This window comes from Microbacterium sp. C-MGS6 (assembly GCF_058140415.1).
This window is the reverse complement of the sequence record NZ_CM176934.1, coordinates 2,827,844-2,844,523: the sequence shown is the minus strand read 5'-3', so window position 1 is coordinate 2,844,523 and position 16,680 is coordinate 2,827,844. Positions and strand designations below refer to the sequence as shown.

Annotated in this window: 16 protein-coding genes and 1 tRNA gene; 10 read left to right on the top strand and 7 right to left on the bottom strand. The window is 72.1% G+C overall.

Annotated elements, in window-relative coordinates; genetic code table 11:
• Positions 1-208: 208 nt before the first annotated feature.
• Entirely contained in the window at positions 209-499 is a 291-nt protein-coding gene (locus AC3B5L_RS14090) for a DUF4229 domain-containing protein (protein ID WP_259954334.1), read from the bottom strand.
• A gap of 9 nt (positions 500-508) precedes the next feature.
• Complete coding sequence (locus AC3B5L_RS14085; protein ID WP_259954335.1) at positions 509-1,435, bottom strand: hypothetical protein; 927 nt, start codon at positions 1,433-1,435, stop codon at positions 509-511.
• 368 nt (positions 1,436-1,803) lie between these two features.
• On the opposite strand from AC3B5L_RS14085, the gene AC3B5L_RS14080 reads away from it, so the two are divergent.
• The 5 genes from AC3B5L_RS14080 to AC3B5L_RS14060 all read left to right on the top strand — a co-directional run bounded on the left by AC3B5L_RS14080 (position 1,804) and on the right by AC3B5L_RS14060 (position 7,686).
• On the top strand, positions 1,804-2,784 hold the full coding sequence (locus AC3B5L_RS14080; RefSeq protein ID WP_490095892.1) for a glycosyltransferase family 2 protein: 981 nt from the start codon (positions 1,804-1,806) through the stop codon (positions 2,782-2,784).
• Complete coding sequence (locus AC3B5L_RS14075) at positions 2,781-4,145, top strand: alpha-2,8-polysialyltransferase family protein (protein WP_259954338.1); 1,365 nt, start codon at positions 2,781-2,783, stop codon at positions 4,143-4,145. Before AC3B5L_RS14080 ends, AC3B5L_RS14075 begins: the two co-directional genes overlap by 4 nt.
• 11 nt (positions 4,146-4,156) lie before the next feature.
• A complete protein-coding gene (locus AC3B5L_RS14070) occupies positions 4,157-5,317 on the top strand; it encodes an acylneuraminate cytidylyltransferase (RefSeq protein WP_232089090.1) in 1,161 nt (386 codons plus the stop codon).
• A 93-nt stretch (positions 5,318-5,410) separates the two neighbouring features.
• Complete coding sequence (locus AC3B5L_RS14065; RefSeq protein ID WP_197971849.1) at positions 5,411-6,283, top strand: N-acetylneuraminate synthase family protein; 873 nt, start codon at positions 5,411-5,413, stop codon at positions 6,281-6,283.
• A complete protein-coding gene (locus tag AC3B5L_RS14060; RefSeq protein WP_490095891.1) occupies positions 6,280-7,686 on the top strand; it encodes a DUF6716 putative glycosyltransferase in 1,407 nt (468 codons plus the stop codon). The genes AC3B5L_RS14065 and AC3B5L_RS14060 overlap by 4 nt, the downstream gene beginning before the upstream one ends.
• 7 nt (positions 7,687-7,693) lie before the next feature.
• On the opposite strand, the gene AC3B5L_RS14055 is transcribed toward AC3B5L_RS14060, so the two are convergent.
• Positions 7,694-8,521: an SDR family oxidoreductase gene (locus AC3B5L_RS14055; RefSeq protein WP_187664219.1), complete on the bottom strand. Its 828-nt coding sequence runs from the start codon at positions 8,519-8,521 to the stop codon at positions 7,694-7,696.
• A 220-nt stretch (positions 8,522-8,741) separates the two neighbouring features.
• On the opposite strand from AC3B5L_RS14055, the gene AC3B5L_RS14050 reads away from it, so the two are divergent.
• Together AC3B5L_RS14050 and arfB are read left to right on the top strand one after the other, a co-directional pair.
• Positions 8,742-8,817 (top strand) — tRNA-Met (locus AC3B5L_RS14050).
• A gap of 38 nt (positions 8,818-8,855) precedes the next feature.
• Positions 8,856-9,296, top strand: a complete 441-nt coding sequence (gene arfB, locus AC3B5L_RS14045) for an alternative ribosome rescue aminoacyl-tRNA hydrolase ArfB (RefSeq protein WP_187662297.1) — start codon at positions 8,856-8,858, stop codon at positions 9,294-9,296.
• On the opposite strand, the gene AC3B5L_RS14040 is transcribed toward arfB, so the two are convergent.
• Positions 9,262-9,927, bottom strand: coding sequence for a TetR/AcrR family transcriptional regulator (locus AC3B5L_RS14040; protein ID WP_187662296.1), 666 nt, complete (start codon positions 9,925-9,927; stop codon positions 9,262-9,264). The genes arfB and AC3B5L_RS14040 overlap by 35 nt on opposite strands.
• A 70-nt stretch (positions 9,928-9,997) precedes the next feature.
• Here AC3B5L_RS14040 and AC3B5L_RS14035 point away from each other — a divergent pair, with 70 nt between their 5' ends.
• The gene (locus AC3B5L_RS14035) at positions 9,998-11,281 is read left to right on the top strand and encodes an MFS transporter (RefSeq protein ID WP_259955216.1); all 1,284 of its coding nucleotides are present in this window, start codon (positions 9,998-10,000) and stop codon (positions 11,279-11,281) included.
• Positions 11,282-11,312: 31 nt separating this feature from the next.
• Here AC3B5L_RS14035 and AC3B5L_RS14030 read toward each other — a convergent pair whose 3' ends face one another.
• The 3 genes from AC3B5L_RS14030 to AC3B5L_RS14020 all read right to left on the bottom strand — a co-directional run bounded on the left by AC3B5L_RS14030 (position 11,313) and on the right by AC3B5L_RS14020 (position 14,578).
• Positions 11,313-13,385: a bifunctional lysylphosphatidylglycerol flippase/synthetase MprF gene (locus AC3B5L_RS14030; RefSeq protein WP_259955217.1), complete on the bottom strand. Its 2,073-nt coding sequence runs from the start codon at positions 13,383-13,385 to the stop codon at positions 11,313-11,315.
• Between the two features lie 49 nt (positions 13,386-13,434).
• Entirely contained in the window at positions 13,435-14,088 is a 654-nt protein-coding gene (locus AC3B5L_RS14025; RefSeq protein ID WP_268776650.1) for a DsbA family protein, read from the bottom strand.
• 64 nt (positions 14,089-14,152) lie between these two features.
• A complete protein-coding gene (locus tag AC3B5L_RS14020) occupies positions 14,153-14,578 on the bottom strand; it encodes a hypothetical protein (RefSeq protein WP_268776651.1) in 426 nt (141 codons plus the stop codon).
• Positions 14,579-14,652: 74 nt separating this feature from the next.
• Here AC3B5L_RS14020 and AC3B5L_RS14015 point away from each other — a divergent pair, with 74 nt between their 5' ends.
• Complete coding sequence (locus AC3B5L_RS14015) at positions 14,653-15,003, top strand: PLD nuclease N-terminal domain-containing protein (RefSeq protein ID WP_101848410.1); 351 nt, start codon at positions 14,653-14,655, stop codon at positions 15,001-15,003.
• A gap of 14 nt (positions 15,004-15,017) precedes the next feature.
• Positions 15,018-16,667, top strand: coding sequence for a 2-succinyl-5-enolpyruvyl-6-hydroxy-3-cyclohexene-1-carboxylic-acid synthase (menD, locus tag AC3B5L_RS14010; protein ID WP_268776883.1), 1,650 nt, complete (start codon positions 15,018-15,020; stop codon positions 16,665-16,667).
• Positions 16,668-16,680: the final 13 nt, after the last annotated feature.

Genomic DNA, 16,680 nt, shown 5'->3' with positions numbered 1-16,680 from the left:
GCGCGGTGAGACCTGCACAGGGGGCCGAGATGTCGGTCGAACCTATGGCTTAGCCGAGAGTTTTGAGACCGAGTCCAACAATGGAGACGCGGACAGGGCCGGTCACGACTTCGGAGACGGTGGACGACACGCCGCGTTGATGACCGCGCGGGCGGCGTGCCGCGGCGGATCTCCGAAGTTGTGCGCGGGTGCGCGACGGAAGAGGGCGTCAGGGGCGCTCGTCGGGGGAGCGGTCGACGAGCTCGTCTTCGGCGTCGGCGTCGGCCTGCTGTCCGGAGACCTTGCCCTGCCGGCGCTCGTGCAAGCGGGCGGAGGCGTCCGAGAGCGGGGTGCGCAGGAAGAGCATCGAGATGCTCGCGCCGATGAGGGCGGCGAAGATCGCGGCGAGCCACCAGAACTCGCGGAAGATCGGGAAGAAGAACCACAGGATGGCCAGCGGGACGAGGAACGCCAGCAGGCGCAGCACGGTGTAGACGAGGAGGGGGGCGGGCTTCTTCACCCCCTCAGTCTACGTTCGCGGTCCCGTGGCCCCGCCGGGAACCCGGAGCCCGAGGCTGACGAAGGGGATGCCCCGCACCACGCGCCGCCACGGATGCTCACCCAGCGTCCACAGCAGCTCGTCGTCGGGGTCGAGGGCCAGATCCTCGCAGCCGACGGGCAGAGCCATCGGGTGCCGGGTGAGTGCATCGTGGCGGCCGGACCACAGCACCCCGGGCCGGAGGTGATCGGACTGTGAGACGAGGTAGCGGTCACCCCACCGCACGGCTCCCTGCATGTGCCGGATGCCCGGAGTGAAGTGCTCGAGTTCGAGGAAGCCCTCGTGGGGGCCATGGGGAATGGTGAACTCGCCGACCGCTCCCGTCTCCTGGCCGCGGTATTCGCCGATGAGCACGCGGGGGAGCGGGGTCCCGTCCGCGTCGAACACCCGACCGAGGAAGGAGCATCGGAGGGCGACGGGGTGGCGGCGGGTCCTGACCGCGACCACGGCCGTCCGCCGGTCGCGGCGCCGTCGACCGCCGCGCACCCGCTGGGCATCGGTGCCGTGCACCCGCCGGAGCGCACCGAGGTCGAACTCCCAGATGCCCTGCCCGGTGGCGGCCGCGAACAGGCGGTCGCCGAACCAGGCGAGTCCTCCCGCATGGATCGGTGCGGGCTGCAGGACGCCGTCGTCGTCGGCGACGGCCAGCACGATGTCGAGGCGGCGGGTGCGTTCGCGATCCACGAGGGTCACGCGCGAGGCGAGGTGGCGCCCCGACGGGTCCTGGCGGAACCAGCTCACCGCGAGAGCGCGTCGTCCGCGGCGCTCGCCGACGTCGATGCCCTGGGGGTACCAGCGCTGGGTCCACGACCGTGCCGTGAGCCAGCGCAGCTCGATGCCTCCGACGCGCTGGCGCCGCCACATCGGGCGCCATATCGTGCTCCAGGGCCACCGCATCCGTCCATCGTCGCCGATCCGGAGGCTCGGCGCGAATTTTCACGGATTGACCTAGGCCGATTCGCGCGATCGAACAGACGGTTGTATCGTGTTACGTGTTGAGTGCTGATCTTCATGGAGTCGCTCTCGACGACGCCTCGCGGTTCGCTGGTGGGGGCCAGTACCGCCGCGAGGTGGCCGTCGCCTCACGGTGACGGTTCACCGGGTGTTCGCATCCGGCAGTGCAACGCACTGGGGGTGTGGCTCGTTCGGGTGCGGGCCACACCTCAGCGTTCACCTCGCGCGTCACCGGACGTTCACCGCACGGTCGCTCTCCGGCCACCGTCGCCTGCCACGATGACGAGCCCATCGCCCACTCCGGGAGCTCCGTGCGCACGCCCCTCGTCACCGTCATCCTGCCTGCGAAGGACGCCGGCCCGTACATCGGCACCACCCTCGAGACGCTCACCCGGCAGTTCGACGATCCCGCCGCTCTGAAGCTCGTGGCCATCGACGACGGCTCCCGCGACGAGACCGGCGCGCTCATGGCGCACTATGCGGAGCGGTTCCCGCACGCCCAGGTGCTGCGGAACGCCGAGCCGCGCGGGCTGGCGTCGGCACGCAACCAGGGGCTCGCGCACGTCGAGGGCGAGGCGTTCTGCTTCGTCGACGGGGACGACTGGATGCAGCCCCAGCGCCTCGCGGTCCTCGCCGCGCGCCTGCGAGAGCTCCGGTGCGAGTTCCTTCGGACGGATCATGTCACCGTCACCGGGATGCGGCGTGCGCTCGTCCGTGCTCCATATCCGTGGAGGGAGCGGGTCGTGCCACCCCGGGAGGCGATCCTTCCGGTCGATGAGCCGAGCATGGTGGACTACCCCTTCGCCTGGGCGGGACTCCTGCACCGCCGTGTGCTCGACCGTGGGCTCGCCGCGTTCCCCTCCGGCCTCTTCACGGCCGAGGACCGCCCATGGATCTGGCGCCTGCATCTGGACGCGGCCTCGTTCGCCGTGGTGGACGCCCCGGCGCTGCTCTACCGCCGAGGCGTCGAGACGTCGCTCACGCAGGTGCACGACCGCCGCCAGCTCGACTTCGCCCCCGCGCTGGCGGAGGTGATCGAGCTCGTCCGGAAAGACCGCGATGCCGACCGCTTCCTCCCGAAGGCCGTCTGGACCGCGCTCGCCCTCAGCGCGCATCACCTGGTGCGCTCGCGGCGCATGGCGCCACCCGTGCGTCGCGAGATGCGGAGGCGGATCCGCACACTGCTGCACGACCTCCCGGCGGCGAAGGTCGCCACGGTGCTCGCCCGGCTCGACGGTCCGCGACGTCGGGTGCTCGCGCGCAGCCTGCGCGGCGGAGGCCACGCGACATGACCCGCCTCTTCGCCCTGCACAGCGCCTACGGGCTCGCGACCGCGGCCGCCGCGATCGATGCGGGCCTGCTCGACGCGGGCTCCGGCGCGGGCGCTCACGCCCCGGAGCGGGTGCTCGTGCCGTTCACCTCGTCGCGGGTCCCGGAGACGGTCGTCGGCATCGACACGGATCCGGCGCTGCACTCCCTCCGCGGCCGGTTCCATCGTGTCGAGCCGTTGGCCGACGTGCTGGGACCCCTGCATCCGAGCGCCTGGGAACCCGCGGACGCCGACCTCCCGGTGCTGGGGCGGCTTCTCGCGCGAGCGTGGCGGCTCGACCCGCGGGAGATCGAGCTCCTCGTGCAGAGCCCCCAGGTCGCACCGGCCCGTACTCTCCTCTCCGTGTTCCCCGAGGCGCGGGTGACCATCGTCGGCGACGGCCTCATGACCTACGCGCCGATGCGGGTACGGCTGCCGCACGCGGTCACGGCGCGGATCGAACGGGTCGTGTACGCCGACGTGGTGCCCGGCGTCCGTCCGCTGGTGGCCTCTCCGCACGCGGCGGCGGTCCCGGTGCCTCCGGAGCCCTTCGCGGCGGCGCTGCAGGAGACGGGAGAGTCGTCGGAAGGGTCGACCGCTGCAGGACCGGCGACCGTGCTCGTGCTGGGACAGTACCTCGCGGCCCTCGGTCTGATGACCGCGACGGAGGAGGTCGCGCTCCAGCAGCGTCTGGTGGACCGGGCGGCGGAAGAGCTCCCGGAGCGGATCGTCTTCAAGCCCCATCCCGCAGCACCGCCGCAGCTCGCCCACGCCGTGCGCGCTCATGCGGAGAGTCGCGGTCTGGCGTTCGTGGAGGACCGCGGTCGTCTGGCTGCCGAACTCCTGGCGGAGCGCCTCGACGCGCGCGCCGTCGTGGCGACCTTCTCGACGGCTCTGCCCACGGTCCGCACCCTGTTCGGGCGGAGGATCGGCGCCGCGGGCGCGACGGAGCTGCTCCGCACCCTGACCCCGGTGGAGAACAGCAACCGCATCCCCCTGACGATCGTCGATGCGCTCACACGGACGCTCTCCCCCTATGCCGATCCGGATCGGTTGCAGCTCCTCGTGGACGCGGTGGGCTACACGATGCAACCGGAGATCGCGGGGCACCTTCGAGCCAGGGCGGAGGAGCTGCTGGACGGCCTCGACCGCGAGGAGCGTCGGCGGTACTTCGCATCGGAGCGGCTGACCGCGCTCGCCCTCCCCGGGGGGTCGGCGCCGCGGGGCGTGCGCCGCCTGCTGGCTCCGCGCGGCGGGGTGGGACGGATAGAGGAATGGCGGCTGACCGCTGTCGGCGCCCGACGCCGCGTGGGCCGCGCCTGGCGGGAGATCCGCGGACGATGAGGAGACATGACATGGACGAGCGCCTGCAGACGACGGTGGCGATCATCCCCGCGCGGGGCGGATCGAAGCAGATCCCGCGGAAGAACCTCGAGCGTGTGGGGGGCGTCCCCCTCGTCGCCAGAGCCGTGCACGCTGCGCGGGCGGCGGCGTGCTTCGACCTCGTGATCGTCTCGACCGACGACGACGAGATCGCCGTGGCGGCCGAGGAGGCGGGCGCGCGGGTGATCCGGCGGCCGGTCGAGCTCTCCGGAGACACCGCGACCTCGGAGGCGGCGATCCTCCATGCGCTCGATGAGCTGGAGCGCGAGGGTGAGCGGTTCGAGGTCGTCGCGTTCCTGCAGGCCACCTCGCCCTTCCTCCCGAGCGCCGCGTTGGCCGATGCCGTCGCCGAGGTGCAGCAGGGAGAGTCCGACAGCGTCTTCTCCGCCGTCGAGACCTACGGTTTCCTCTGGCGCCGGGGGGTCGACGGCACGGCCGAGGCGATCAACCACGAGGCCGGCCACCGCCCTCGCCGCCAGGACCGAGAGCCGCACTATCTGGAGACCGGAGCCTTCTACGTGTTCCGGGTCGACGGATTCCGCGCCCACCGCCACCGCTTCTTCGGGCGGATCGGGATCGCCCCCGTGTCCGAGGAGACCGCGATCGAGATCGACGATGCCGCGCAGCTTCAGGCCGCACGGGCCCTTGCCGTTCTGCATGAGAGCCCGGTGCGGATCCCCGTCCGCGCCGTGGTCACCGACTTCGACGGGGTGCATACCGACGACACGGCGATCATCGACGCGGATGGCGGAGAGCGGGTGCGGGTCAGCCGGGAGGACGGGATGGGCGTCTCGCTCCTGCGGCGGGCGGGGGTGCCGATGCTGATCCTTTCTACCGAGGTGAACCCCGTGGTGCGAGCCCGAGCCGACAAGCTCCGCGTCCCCGTCCTGCACGGGATCGCCGACAAGGAGGCCGCGCTGCGGCAGTGGGCGCAGGAGCAGGATGTGGCGCTCGCCGACGTCGCCTACCTCGGTAACGACGTCAACGACCTTCCCGCCATGCGGATCGTGGGCTGGCCGGTCGCCGTCGCGAACGCCCACCCGCTCGTCCGTGCGGAGGCGCGCGTCGTGCTGGGGAGGCGAGGCGGCGACGGGGCCGTGCGGGAGCTCGTCGAACGGGTGTTGTCGAGCTGACCGCCCCCGGTAACCGTCCGGTCGATCGGTGTTCACCCGCGGCCCGTACTCAGGAAGGACGGGGCGGTTGACCGTTCGACGACCGGAGGAATCATGACTGTCAGCATCGGATCGCACGTGATCGGCGGCGGCCGTCCCGCCTACGTCATCGCGGAGATCGGCCTCAACCACAACGGCGACGTCGACATCGCCAAGCGCCTCATCGACGTCGCGGCCCGAGCCGGCGCGGACGCGGTGAAGTTCCAGAAGCGCACGCCCGAGATCTCCACCCCGGAGCACATGCGCGACGTGCCGCGAGAGACGCCGTGGGGCACCATGAGCTACCTCGACTACCGGCGCCGAGTGGAGTTCGGCCGCGACGAATACGTCGAGATCGGCGACCACGCGACGATGCAGGGCCTGGACTGGTTCGCCTCGCCGTGGGACGTGCCGAGCGTCGCCTTCCTCGAAGACCTCAACGTCGTGGCGCACAAGGTCGCGTCGGCGAGTCTGACCGACACCGAGCTGCTCGTCGCGCTGCGCGAGACCGGGAAGCCGGTCATCCTCTCGACGGGCATGTCCACCATGGAGCAGATCGACCGCGCGCTGGACACGCTCGGCACCGACCGTGTCGTCCTCATGCACGCGACCTCGACCTATCCGCTCGAGCCCGAGGAGGCGAACCTGCGGGTGATCGCGACCCTGCGGGACCGCTATCCGGGGATCCCGGTCGGCTATTCGGGACACGAGCGCGGCCTGCAGATCTCCCTCGCCGCGGTCGCGATGGGAGCCGTCGCCGTGGAGCGCCACATCACCCTGGACCGGACGATGTGGGGTTCTGATCACGCCGCATCCCTGGAGCCCGGGGGCCTGGAACACCTGGTCCGCGACATCCGTGTCATCGAGAGCGCGGTGGGCGACGGCGTCAAGCGCGTCTTCGACAGCGAGCGGGCGCCGATGGCGAAGCTCCGCCGCGTGCCCGCATGACCGCCGGCGCCGGGATGCGCGTCGTCGCCATCGCGGACGCCGACTCGTTCGTGAAGTGGGCGGCATCGTTGCTGGGGGCCGTGCCCGACCTGCGATCGCAGCTCCTGCTGGTACGCACGCCGTTGACGGTGAGCGCCGCGCAGCAGGATGCGGCGCTGGCGGGCACCGGCTTCGGCGCCGCCGACGTCACGCGGCTCGACTTCGAGCGCGTGGCCGGATGGCTCGAAGTCCAGCGCCCGGACGTGGTGCTGCTCGCCGGGCGGGGACCGTTCGTCCGCCTCATGGGCCGAGTCGTCGATGCATTGCGGCACCGTCCGGTGACCGTCTCGGGGCTCCCCGGCATGGCGATCCCCGCCCAGCGCGGGGCGCTCGACTACCGGCGACACACCGACCTGCTGATCGTGCACTCGCACCGCGAGCGCCGTGCCTTCGCCGAGCTCGGCGAGCGCATCGGGGTGCGGACGCCGCTCGCTCTGGCGACCCTGCCCTTCGCGCGGGGTCGCGAGCGGTGGAGTGGCAGCCGTCTCCGGGAGTCCGCGGCGGCCGGAGTGCTCTCCGGGGGTGCGGGCGGCATCGCTCTGGCGGAACGTCCTGTCGACGGAACACCCGCGGCGGTCCGTCCGCCCGGGGCGACGGACGTCGTCTTCGCCGCGCAGGCCCTCGTGCCCCGACGGCCGGAGGAGCGCGCAGCGATCGCCGCCATTCTCGTGCGCGCCGCGGAGGCCGATCCGTCGCGCCGGGTGGTCGTCAAGGTGCGGTCCCGGCCGGGGGAGGCCGAGACCCACCTCGACCGTGATCCGTACACCCGTCTCTTCACGGCGGGCCGCCCGGCGAACCTCGTGTTCTCGCACGCGCCGATGGCGACCGCGCTCGAGTCCGCCGCCGGTCTGGTCACGGTGAGCTCGACGGCGGCGGTCGAGGCGCTGGCCCACGGGGTCCCCGTGATCGCGCTCGACCGCTTCGGGGTGCACAAGAGTCTCCTCAACACGGTCTTCATCGGCAGCGGTCTGCTGGGCGGCGCGGGCGAGGTCGTCGCCGGCCGGTTCCGCCACCCGCACCCGTCCTGGCTCCGCGACAACTACTTCCACCCGGAGGTGGAGTCGGACTGGCGGGATCGGGTGCAGGAGCTCGTGGCGCTGCGTCGGGCCGGGGCCCTGCCGCATCGACGGGTGCCCGCGGCCCGGGGCGGGGCGCTGCACGAGGCCTGGCATCGCGCGAGCGTGCTCGGCCGCGCGGACCGCTCCCTCACCGGCCGCCTCGCGCTCGCCGCAGGCGTGCCTGCGACGCATGCGCTCTCCGCCCTGCGTTCGGGCCGCCACCGGTCCGCCCAGGACACCTGGGCGGACCCGACCACGGACTACACGCTCGAACCGAACCCGTTCCGGGACTCGATCCGCCGCTGACCTGCGCTCAGACCGTGCGCCAGTCGTGGCTCTCGATCGCCGCGCCCGCCTGCGGTCCCATCTGCAGCATGCCGCCGTCGATCACGACCGAGGCCCCCGAGATGTAGGCGGCCTCCGGCGAGGCGAGGAAGGCGATCAGCGCAGCGACCTCGCGGGCATCGCCAGGGCGTCCGAGCGGGATGCCGGGGCGGTCCTCGGCGTGCGGGTCGGTGTCCGTCTGCCCGGTCATCGGGGTCGCGATCTCACCCGGGGCGACGCTGACGGCGCTGATCCCGTACCGGCCGAGCTCGAGCGCGAGGTTCTTCATGAGCCCGCCGAGGCCGTGCTTGGCCGTGTCATACGCGCTCGCCCCCACCATCGGCTGGTGCTCGTGCACGCTGGTGACGGAGATGAGTCGTCCGCCCCGACCTGCGGCGACCATCGACCGGGCGGCCCGCTGCAGGCAGACGAAGGCTCCGGTGAGGTCGGTGTCGAGCACCCGGTTCCACTCGTCGAGCGTCACGTCGAGGAACGGGGTCTGGAGCCCGGCGCCGGCGTTGTTGACGAACACGTCGACGCCGCCGAGCTCCGCGATCAGCCCGTCGATCACGTCGCCGCAGGCGGGGATGTCGGAGACGTCGAGCTGGGTCACCACCGCCCGGGCGCCGTGACTGCGCACCTCGTCCGCGGTCTCCTGGGCCCCGGCCTCGTCGCTGTGCCAGGTGATGCCGACGTCGATGCCCGCCGCGGCGAGGGCCACGGCGGTCGCGCGGCCGATGCCGGAGTCGGCCCCGGTCACGATCGCGCGGCGGGCCTCGGCCTCCAGCCGCGCCTGCGGATCCCCGGCCTCCGCCATCGGCGTCGGGGTCTTGTCGTTGTGCTGAGATTCGGACATGTCGGCCTCCTGCTCGGACGTCATCGGTGCGAGCGACGGTACGGGGAGGGTCGGGAGTGGTCGAACCGGTTGACGACGAGCGGCGGCGACGCTAGCCGTCCGCGTCATCCGGCGACTCATGGCGTTATCCCAGGGAACGGTCCTGGTGGGAAGGATCACGGCCGGGTAACGTCATCCCCATCGCGGCGATCCGGGCGGTCCCGGGCCCCGGCTCATATCCGGAGGCGTTGCGGGTTCGACTCCCGCCGTCGCGTCCACTCGGCGCTCGCGGCCGTTCATCCTCGATGATGGAGGCATGCCTTCCGCCCCTCGCCCCGGACTCCGCGTCTCCGCGGGTCTGACGATCCCGGAGGCCGAACTGTCGTGGCGTTTTTCGCGATCGTCGGGGCCGGGCGGTCAGGGCGTGAACACCACGGACTCCCGGGTGGAGCTGGTCTGGGATGCGGCGAACTCCGCGGCCCTGTCGCCGACGCAGCGCGACCGGCTCCGGGAGCGGCTCCGCGGGCGCCTGGTCGACGGTGTGCTGACGATCGCCGCGTCCGAGCACCGCGCGCAGCTGCGCAATCGGGAAGCGGCCAGAGAACGGCTCGCTGCGCTCGTCGCGGAGGCCGTGCGTCCGCCGGCGCCGACGCGGCGGGCGACGAAACCGAGTCGAGGGTCGAAGGAGCGTCGGCTGACGGCGAAGCATCGCCGCACCGACGTCAAGAGCCTGCGGCGGCGCCCCCGCGAGGACTGAGGTCCGCGGATCTCTCTTCGCTCCGCGAGCCGGCGAGCTGCTCCTCGATCGGGGCCCAGCCGTGTTCGAGAAGGGCCGAGCCGGCGTCGAGCACGCTCTGCTGATCGTCGCTCTCGGTGACGAGGATCTGCATCTGCAGGACGAACCGCGCGTACACGCGGACCTCGGGGGTGGGGGCCGGGATGTCGAGTTCGTCGGCGATGGCCTCGGCGAGCGCGTCCTCGTGGCGCAGCCACATCTTCGACGCGTAGTCCCGGAGCGCCGGCGTCTCGTTGAGGAAGCGCAGGAAGATACGGGCCACGTCGTCGCCGTGCTCATCGAGGTTGGCGGCGATCTCGGCCGCATAGAAGTCGTGGATGGCCTTGTTGATCGTCACACCGGTCGACCGGCCGCGCACGGCCGAGACGAGGCGGTCGCGCTGCTCGTCGTCCTCGTCGAAGACGAGCGCCTCCTTCTGCGGGAAGTGGGCGAACACGGTGGTGGGGGAGACATCGGCGGCGTCCGCGACCTCGCGGATGCTGACGTTGTCGAACCCGCGCTCCAGGAACATCCGGGTGGCCACGTCGGAGATGTTCTTGCGGGTCGCGGCCTTCTTGCGCTCGCGGCGACCCAGGGGCGGGGGCGTCGTCATGCGGCCACCCTATCGTGCACTCGACCAGAAAGTGTATTGACACCAAAACTGGTATCACTACACTTTCGGTATGACTTCACCTCGTTTTCCCGTTCGCGACGCCGGCCGCGCGTGGGTCATGCTCGTCGTCCTCACGATGCTCACGGTCATCGGCATGACCGTCGTCCTGCCCGTGCTGCCGTTCGTCGTGCTGCAGTACGTCGCGCACGAACACGACCTCGCCCTCTGGGTAGGGGTGCTGGAAGCGGTCAACGGGCTGTGCGCCTTCCTCGCCGCCCCGCTCCTCGGGCGGCTCTCCGACCGGTTCGGACGACGACCCGTCATCATCGTCGCGGCGTTCGGCGCAGCCTTCTCGATGGCGCTGTTCGGCGTGGGCGGGGCGATCTGGGTGCTCGTGCTCGCCCGTGTCATCCAGGGGCTGACGGCCGGAGACCTCCCTGCCCTGTTCGCCTACCTGGCCGACATCACGCCGCCCGAGAAGCGCGCGCAGCGCTTCGGTTTCCTCGGCGCACTGACCGGCATCGGCACCATGATCGGTCCCGCCATCGGCGGTCTGCTCGCCGCGATCGATCTCCGTCTGCCGGTCTTCCTCACTGCGGCGGTCGGCCTCACGATCGCGATCCTCAGCATCTTCCTGCTGCCGGAGAGCCTGCGACCGGAGAACCGGATCGCCAGGATCGCCCTCCGCGACGTCCAGCCGTTCGGCGTGTTCCGCACCGCCTTCGGCCGCCCCGAGCTCCGCGGGCTGATGATCGCGTTCGCGCTGCTCGCGCTACCGTTCGGGTTCTTCGTGAACAACTTCAGCGTCCTCGCCCTCGACGCCATCCAGTGGGGGCCGACGCAGATCGGCCTGCTCACGGCGGGGGTCGGCATCATCGACATCCTCATCCAGGGGGTGCTGCTGGGCTTCCTTCTCCCGCGGATGGGGGAGCGCGGCGTGATCGTCAGCGCCATCGTCGCGCAGGCGATCGGTCTCGCCGGCCTCGCAGTCGTGGCCTCGCTGCTCGCCCAGCCGTGGCTCTTCATCGTCGGTGCGCTGATGCTCGCCGCCGGTCAGGGCGCTGCCCAGGCCGCGATGGACGGCGCGATGTCCAACGCCGTGGGCGACGACGAACAGGGCTGGCTCGGAGGTGCCACCCAGTCCCTCAACGCCGCGATGAGCACCGTCGCCCCGTTGATCGCGGCCGCCCTCTACACCGCTGTCAGCCATGCCGCGCCGTACGGGCTCGGCGTCGGGATCATGGTCGTCGCCGCGCTCGTCGTCGCGCGGGCGCACATCGCGAACACGGCGAAGCGTCCGGCTGCGGAGACTCGGGATGGCGTCGCCGGGGAGGTGGCCGAGGCGCGGGCCTGAGTCCGGCGACGCGCGGGCCCGGGCGCGAGGATCAGTGCTCGCCGCGGACGAGCTCCAGCCCGGCCCCGGCGAACTGCCGCAGCGTGGCGTCGGGGAGGAAGGCCCGGGTGAGCGCTCCGCCGATGCGGGTGAGGTCGCTCTCGTCGCGGAAGAGGAGGTACATGGTCTCGTAGCGGGGGTGGAACTTCTCCTTGAAGCGGTGCAGCGAGCGGAAGCCGTACACGGGCTCGAGCGCATCGGCGAGCCGGTCGCTCAACGCGGCGATCACACCGGCGTCCGGCGGGTAGTCGTGCGCGAGGGGAGCGCCGGAGAGTGACATGAACTCGGCTCCCTCCTCCGAGAACTGCTGCGCGGAGGCGCCGATCAGATACTCCATCACCGGTCCGAAACCGCCCTCGCGACGCCGCATGAGGTCGAGGGTCCAGCCGCGGACCACCCCGCCCTCCCCGTACACGGGCAACCACGAGAGGAAGCCGTCGACGTCGCCGTTCGGAGCGATCGCGAGGGCGAGCCGCACCTCGGGGTCCTCCGCCTCCTCCAGGGTTCCCAGGGTGAACCGCATCTCCGGAAGGTCCTTGTCGCCGACCCACGCCTCGGAGATCCCACGGAGCTGCTGACGGAGGCCCCAGGTCTCCGCCGCCAGGTGGGTGAGCCGGAAGGTCATCTGCTCCCGCCCGGCCCGGTTGAGCGATGTGCGCACCGGCTGCCAGCGTTTGCCGGTGAAGGTGAGGCCGGGAAGGTCGACGATCGTGTCGTCCGCCACCACGAGGCTGCGCCACGTCTCCGGGATTGCCGCCCTCGTCGCCTCGTCCGCGCTGAAGAAGCAGGGGACGAGTCCGGCGTCCTCGGCCGTGCGGATGAAGTCACGGACCGCGGCGGACCGGGACTCCGCCGGGCCGATCGGATCGGCGAGGGCCAGGGCGACGCCGTTGCGGCGCTGGTACGCGACGATCCCGCCGTCCACGCGGGCGTAGCCGTTGCCCTCCCATGTCGTCATCCAGGACAGGGTGCCGCCGCCGTGCGCCCGCAGTTCGCGCCGGAGTTCGTCTCCGGTCGGGGCAGGCTGCCGGCCGAGCGCGGTCGAGCGGCGCGCACGGAAAGCCCGGCGTACCGCGATCAGATAGGTGAGCACCAGCGCCCAGAGGATCCCGGTGGCGAGCGTGAGTTCGGTCTCTGCGTCGATCACCGTCTCGAGCTGCGCCTCGCTCGTGAGGATGATGAGGACCAGCACGAGCGTGGCGGCGAGCACGTTGAGCGGGCCGAGGATGACGGCGACGACCCACGCCCAGCGGCGACCGCGCCGCAGGCCGTTCGCGATGAAGAGGATCACCGCGACGTCGATCGCCGTATCGATGAAACCGCCCGAAGCGGGATCGGTGGGACCGAACGGGCCGTCGGTCGGCACGAGGACCGTGATGATCTCGATGGCCACGAGCGTGAGCACCGCCATCACGGCGATCAGTCGCTGCTCCCGGACGGTCGTGCGCCGCACGCGGAGGCTCCGGTCCACGAACAGGATCAGCAGGACCGCGAACAGGTGCTCGAGGTCGGCCAGCTCTCCCCAGAACATCATCGCGACGAACACGAATCCGAGGAGCACCAGCCACGCGCGCACCCGCCAGGGCGGACGGAACAGGCCGACGGCGGCGGCGATGCAGGCCATGGTCCCGCCGGATGCGCCGACGTCGAGGGCCTGCGCCTGAGTCTGCGCCCACGCCCACGGAAGCTGCGATACGAGCAGCAGGAACAGAGCCGTCGCGAAGATCGCGAAGAGCTGCCCGACCGTGAAGTAGGCGAGGGCGACCCGGGTGCCGCGGCGGTGCTCCAGGTAGCCCATGCCCCAGAACCCGGCGATGGTGAAGAGGTACACCCAGGGTTCGTTGACGAAGAACGTCCCCGTGACCGGCGTCCACCACTTGCCCTCGGCCAGGCTCGGCAGCCCGTAGGCGACGGCGGGGAAGAGCGCCGAGTCCTCGAACGGCCGCCACAGCCCCTGCCAGATCACGCCCGTGAGCAGGACCAAGCCGATCATCGTCAGCGTCGCCGGCGTGGTCCGCAGGGCCCCGAACAGGAGACGGGCCGACGAGGGGCGCTCCGAGGTCATGCGCTCAGCGTAGAGGTGGGGCCGCCGCACGGCGACCCCACCGACGGGGTCACTCGGCGACGGCCGCCGCGATCGCCTCCTCCAGGTCGTTCCACTCGACGAGTTCGACCTTCTCGCCGTCGACGAAGAAGGTCGGGGTGCTGCTCACCCCCAGCCGCTCACCGTCGCGCTTGTCCTGCTGCACGCGGGCGAGGGTGGCGGGGTCCGCGACCGCGGCATCGTACGCGGCCATATCGAGCCCGAGCTCCTCGGCGAACGCGCGGAACACCTCCGGCGTCTCCGTCGACTGCTCGCCCCACTGGGCCTGCGTCTCGAACAGACGGTGGAACATCTCCTCGTAGCGGTCCTGCTGTGCAGCGGCCTCGGCGGCCAGCGCGGCCTGCGTCGAGTTCACGTGCCCCGGCAGCGGGAAGTACCGGGTGACGTACCGGATGTCGCCGTCGTAGGTCTCGCGCAGCTCCTCCACGATCGGGTAGAACGCGCCGCAGGCCTCGCACTCGAAGTCGAGGAACTCGACGACCGTGACGGCGTCGGGGCCGCCCTCATCGAGGACGTGGGAGTCGGTGCGGACGGTGGGCAGCTTCTCGCCGGCTTCGGGATCGGGCTTCGCGGGCTGCTGGCTGAGGGCGTAGACGATGCCGGCGACGAGCAGCACGACGGCGACGGCGACGGCGATCAGGGTCGCCTTGACGGGGGTCTTCATGGGGTCTCCAAACACGGGGGATACGACGAGGGGTGCCGCGGAAGCGGCGGGAGCCGGTGTCGGATCAGGTGCGGGAGATGGAGAGCTGGACGAGCGAGACCGCGGGGAGGAGCGGGCGAGGGTCGGCGCGGAGGCGTGCGGTCGCCCGGGGCAGGAGACCGCGGAGACGGACGCCGCCGCGGGTGCGCAGGTGCCGGAGGAGCAGGACGAGGGCGACGCAGCAGAGGGCCGCCACCGCGCACGCCGCCGCATAGGAAGCCAGATCGGCCGAGGGGCCATCGACGATCGGGACTCCGGCTGCCGTGGCGTCGGCGGGCTGCGAGACGCCGGGGGCGAGGCACAGGGTCGCATGCGGATCCACCGACCCGTGGGAGGCCGACCAGGCACCGACGACGAGGAGGAGCGCGAGGCCGACGGCGATCATGATCCGGCTCGGCAGGATCCGCTCGGCGCGCGCTCGCGGCGTCGGGACGGGGGCGAGGGGCGGCATGTCCCGCGCAGTCTAGCAACGGGGCCTTTGCCGTCTCCGGGCCCGACCGGCCCCGACGTGCCTAGACTGGAGGGGTGGCGAGACTACTGATCATCGGCGGCTTCCTCGCCGCCGTGTTCTGGGTGTACAGCATCGTCGACTGCGCCGTGCAGCCGGCGACGCGGCACCGCGGCGTGCCCAAGGCCGCCTGGGTCGCCATCGTCGTCCTCATCCCCGTCATCGGCGGGATCCTCTGGTTCGTCATCGGCCGTCGCCGGGCGAACGACCAGGGTGTGCCGCGCACCGTCGCCCCGGACGACGACCCCGCGTTCCTCCGCAGCATCAGCAAAGCGGAGCAGGACGCCCGGATCCGTCGCCTCGAGGAGGAGCTCGCGCGGCTCGACGAGGAGACCGACGAGCCGCCCGCCGCGGATCCGCGCCCGTGACCTCGTCGCCGGCGATGGAGGCCGCGGCCTCCCTGTTCGCCGACCTCGTGTCCCACGGCGTGCGTGACGTCGTCCTCTCGCCGGGGTCGCGTTCGCAGGCTCTTGCGCTCGCCGCGGCGGCCTTCGCCGACGAGGGCCCGCTCCGCGTGCACGTGCGGATCGACGAGCGGGTCGCCGGATTCACCGCCCTGGGCATCGCCAGGGAGACCCGCGTCCCCGTCGCGGTCGTGTGCACCAGCGGCACGGCCGTCGCGAACCTCCTCCCGGCCACGATGGAGGCCTTCCACTCCGGAGTGCCGCTGCTGCTGCTCACCGCGGATCGGCCTCCCGAGCTGCGGGGGGTCGGTGCGAATCAGGCCACCGTCCAGGAGGGGCTCTTCCACCCCTGGGTGCGGGCGCAGATCGACGCCGCCGTCCCCGGGGACGGCGACTGGGACGGCCTCGCCGCGCGAGTGGTCGCCCTCGCGCTCGGAGCGGCGGATGCTGAGTCCGGGCTTCCCGGCGTGGCCGGCCCCGTGCACCTGAACCTGCCCTCCCGCGAGCCGCTGTCGGGCGCGATGCCCTCACGCACGCTGACACCGGGGGAGCCGCCGCGGCTTCCGGAGCCGGAGGCGTTCCCGCTGGAGCGCGGTCCCCGGACGGTCGTCCTGGCGGGCGCCGATGCGGGCGCTGAGGCGGAGGAGGTCGCCCACGTCGGCGGCTGGCCGCTCATCGCGGAGATCGTCAGCGGCGCGCGATTCGGGCGCCAGGTGGTCCACGGGTACCGCCGGCTGCTGTCCCGCGACGACCTTGGCGGGCGCATCGAGCGGGTGGTCGTGCTGGGTCACCCGACGCTCAGCCGCGAGGCCGCGCGCCTGCTGTCCCGCGCGGCCGTGGAGGTGGTCGCGGTCCGCAAGGGCGGCGAGGAGCTGAACCTCAACCACCGCACGCGCGCCGTCGCGGCCGTCGCGGTCGCGCCGGGGGAGACCGACAGGGAGTGGCTCGGAGCGTGGATGCGGGCCGCCGCCGCCGAGGCCGTGGATCTCAGTGAGAACGCGCCCGACACCGAAGGGCTCTCCTCCACCGACGTCGCCGCCCGCCGCGTCGCCGTGCGCGCGGAACTCGACGCCATGCGCCGCCCGCTCGACCGCGAGCGCCTCGTGGATGCGGTGTGGCGGGCCACCTGGCCGCACGACCGCCTCGTGTTCGGATCGTCGCGCCTGGTCCGCGTCGCCGACGAGGTGCTCGGCGGCAAGAAGGTCCCCGTGCACGCCAACCGCGGACTCGCCGGGATCGACGGCACGATCGCCACCGCCACGGGCGTCGCGGTCGCGAGCCAGGCCGCCGGGGCGCCGGGTGTGACCCGGGTGCTGCTCGGCGACCTCGCGTTCCTCCACGACGTCGGTGCGCTGCTGTTCCCGAGCGACGAGACGGAGCCGCGTCTCCAGGTCATCGTGGGCAACGACTGGGGCGGCACGATCTTCGACGGCCTGGAGGTGGCGGGCACCGCCCCCTCCGCGCACCTGGATCGTGTGTTCTACACCCCGCACGGTGTCCGCCTGGAGCACCTCGCGCTCGCCTACGGCTGGGAGTATCAACGGGTCACCACGCGCACCGCTCTCGACCAGGCGCTGACGACGCCGCGCGGCGGTCGCCAGATCATCGAGGTGCCGCTGCCGCGGTGACTGGCATCATGTG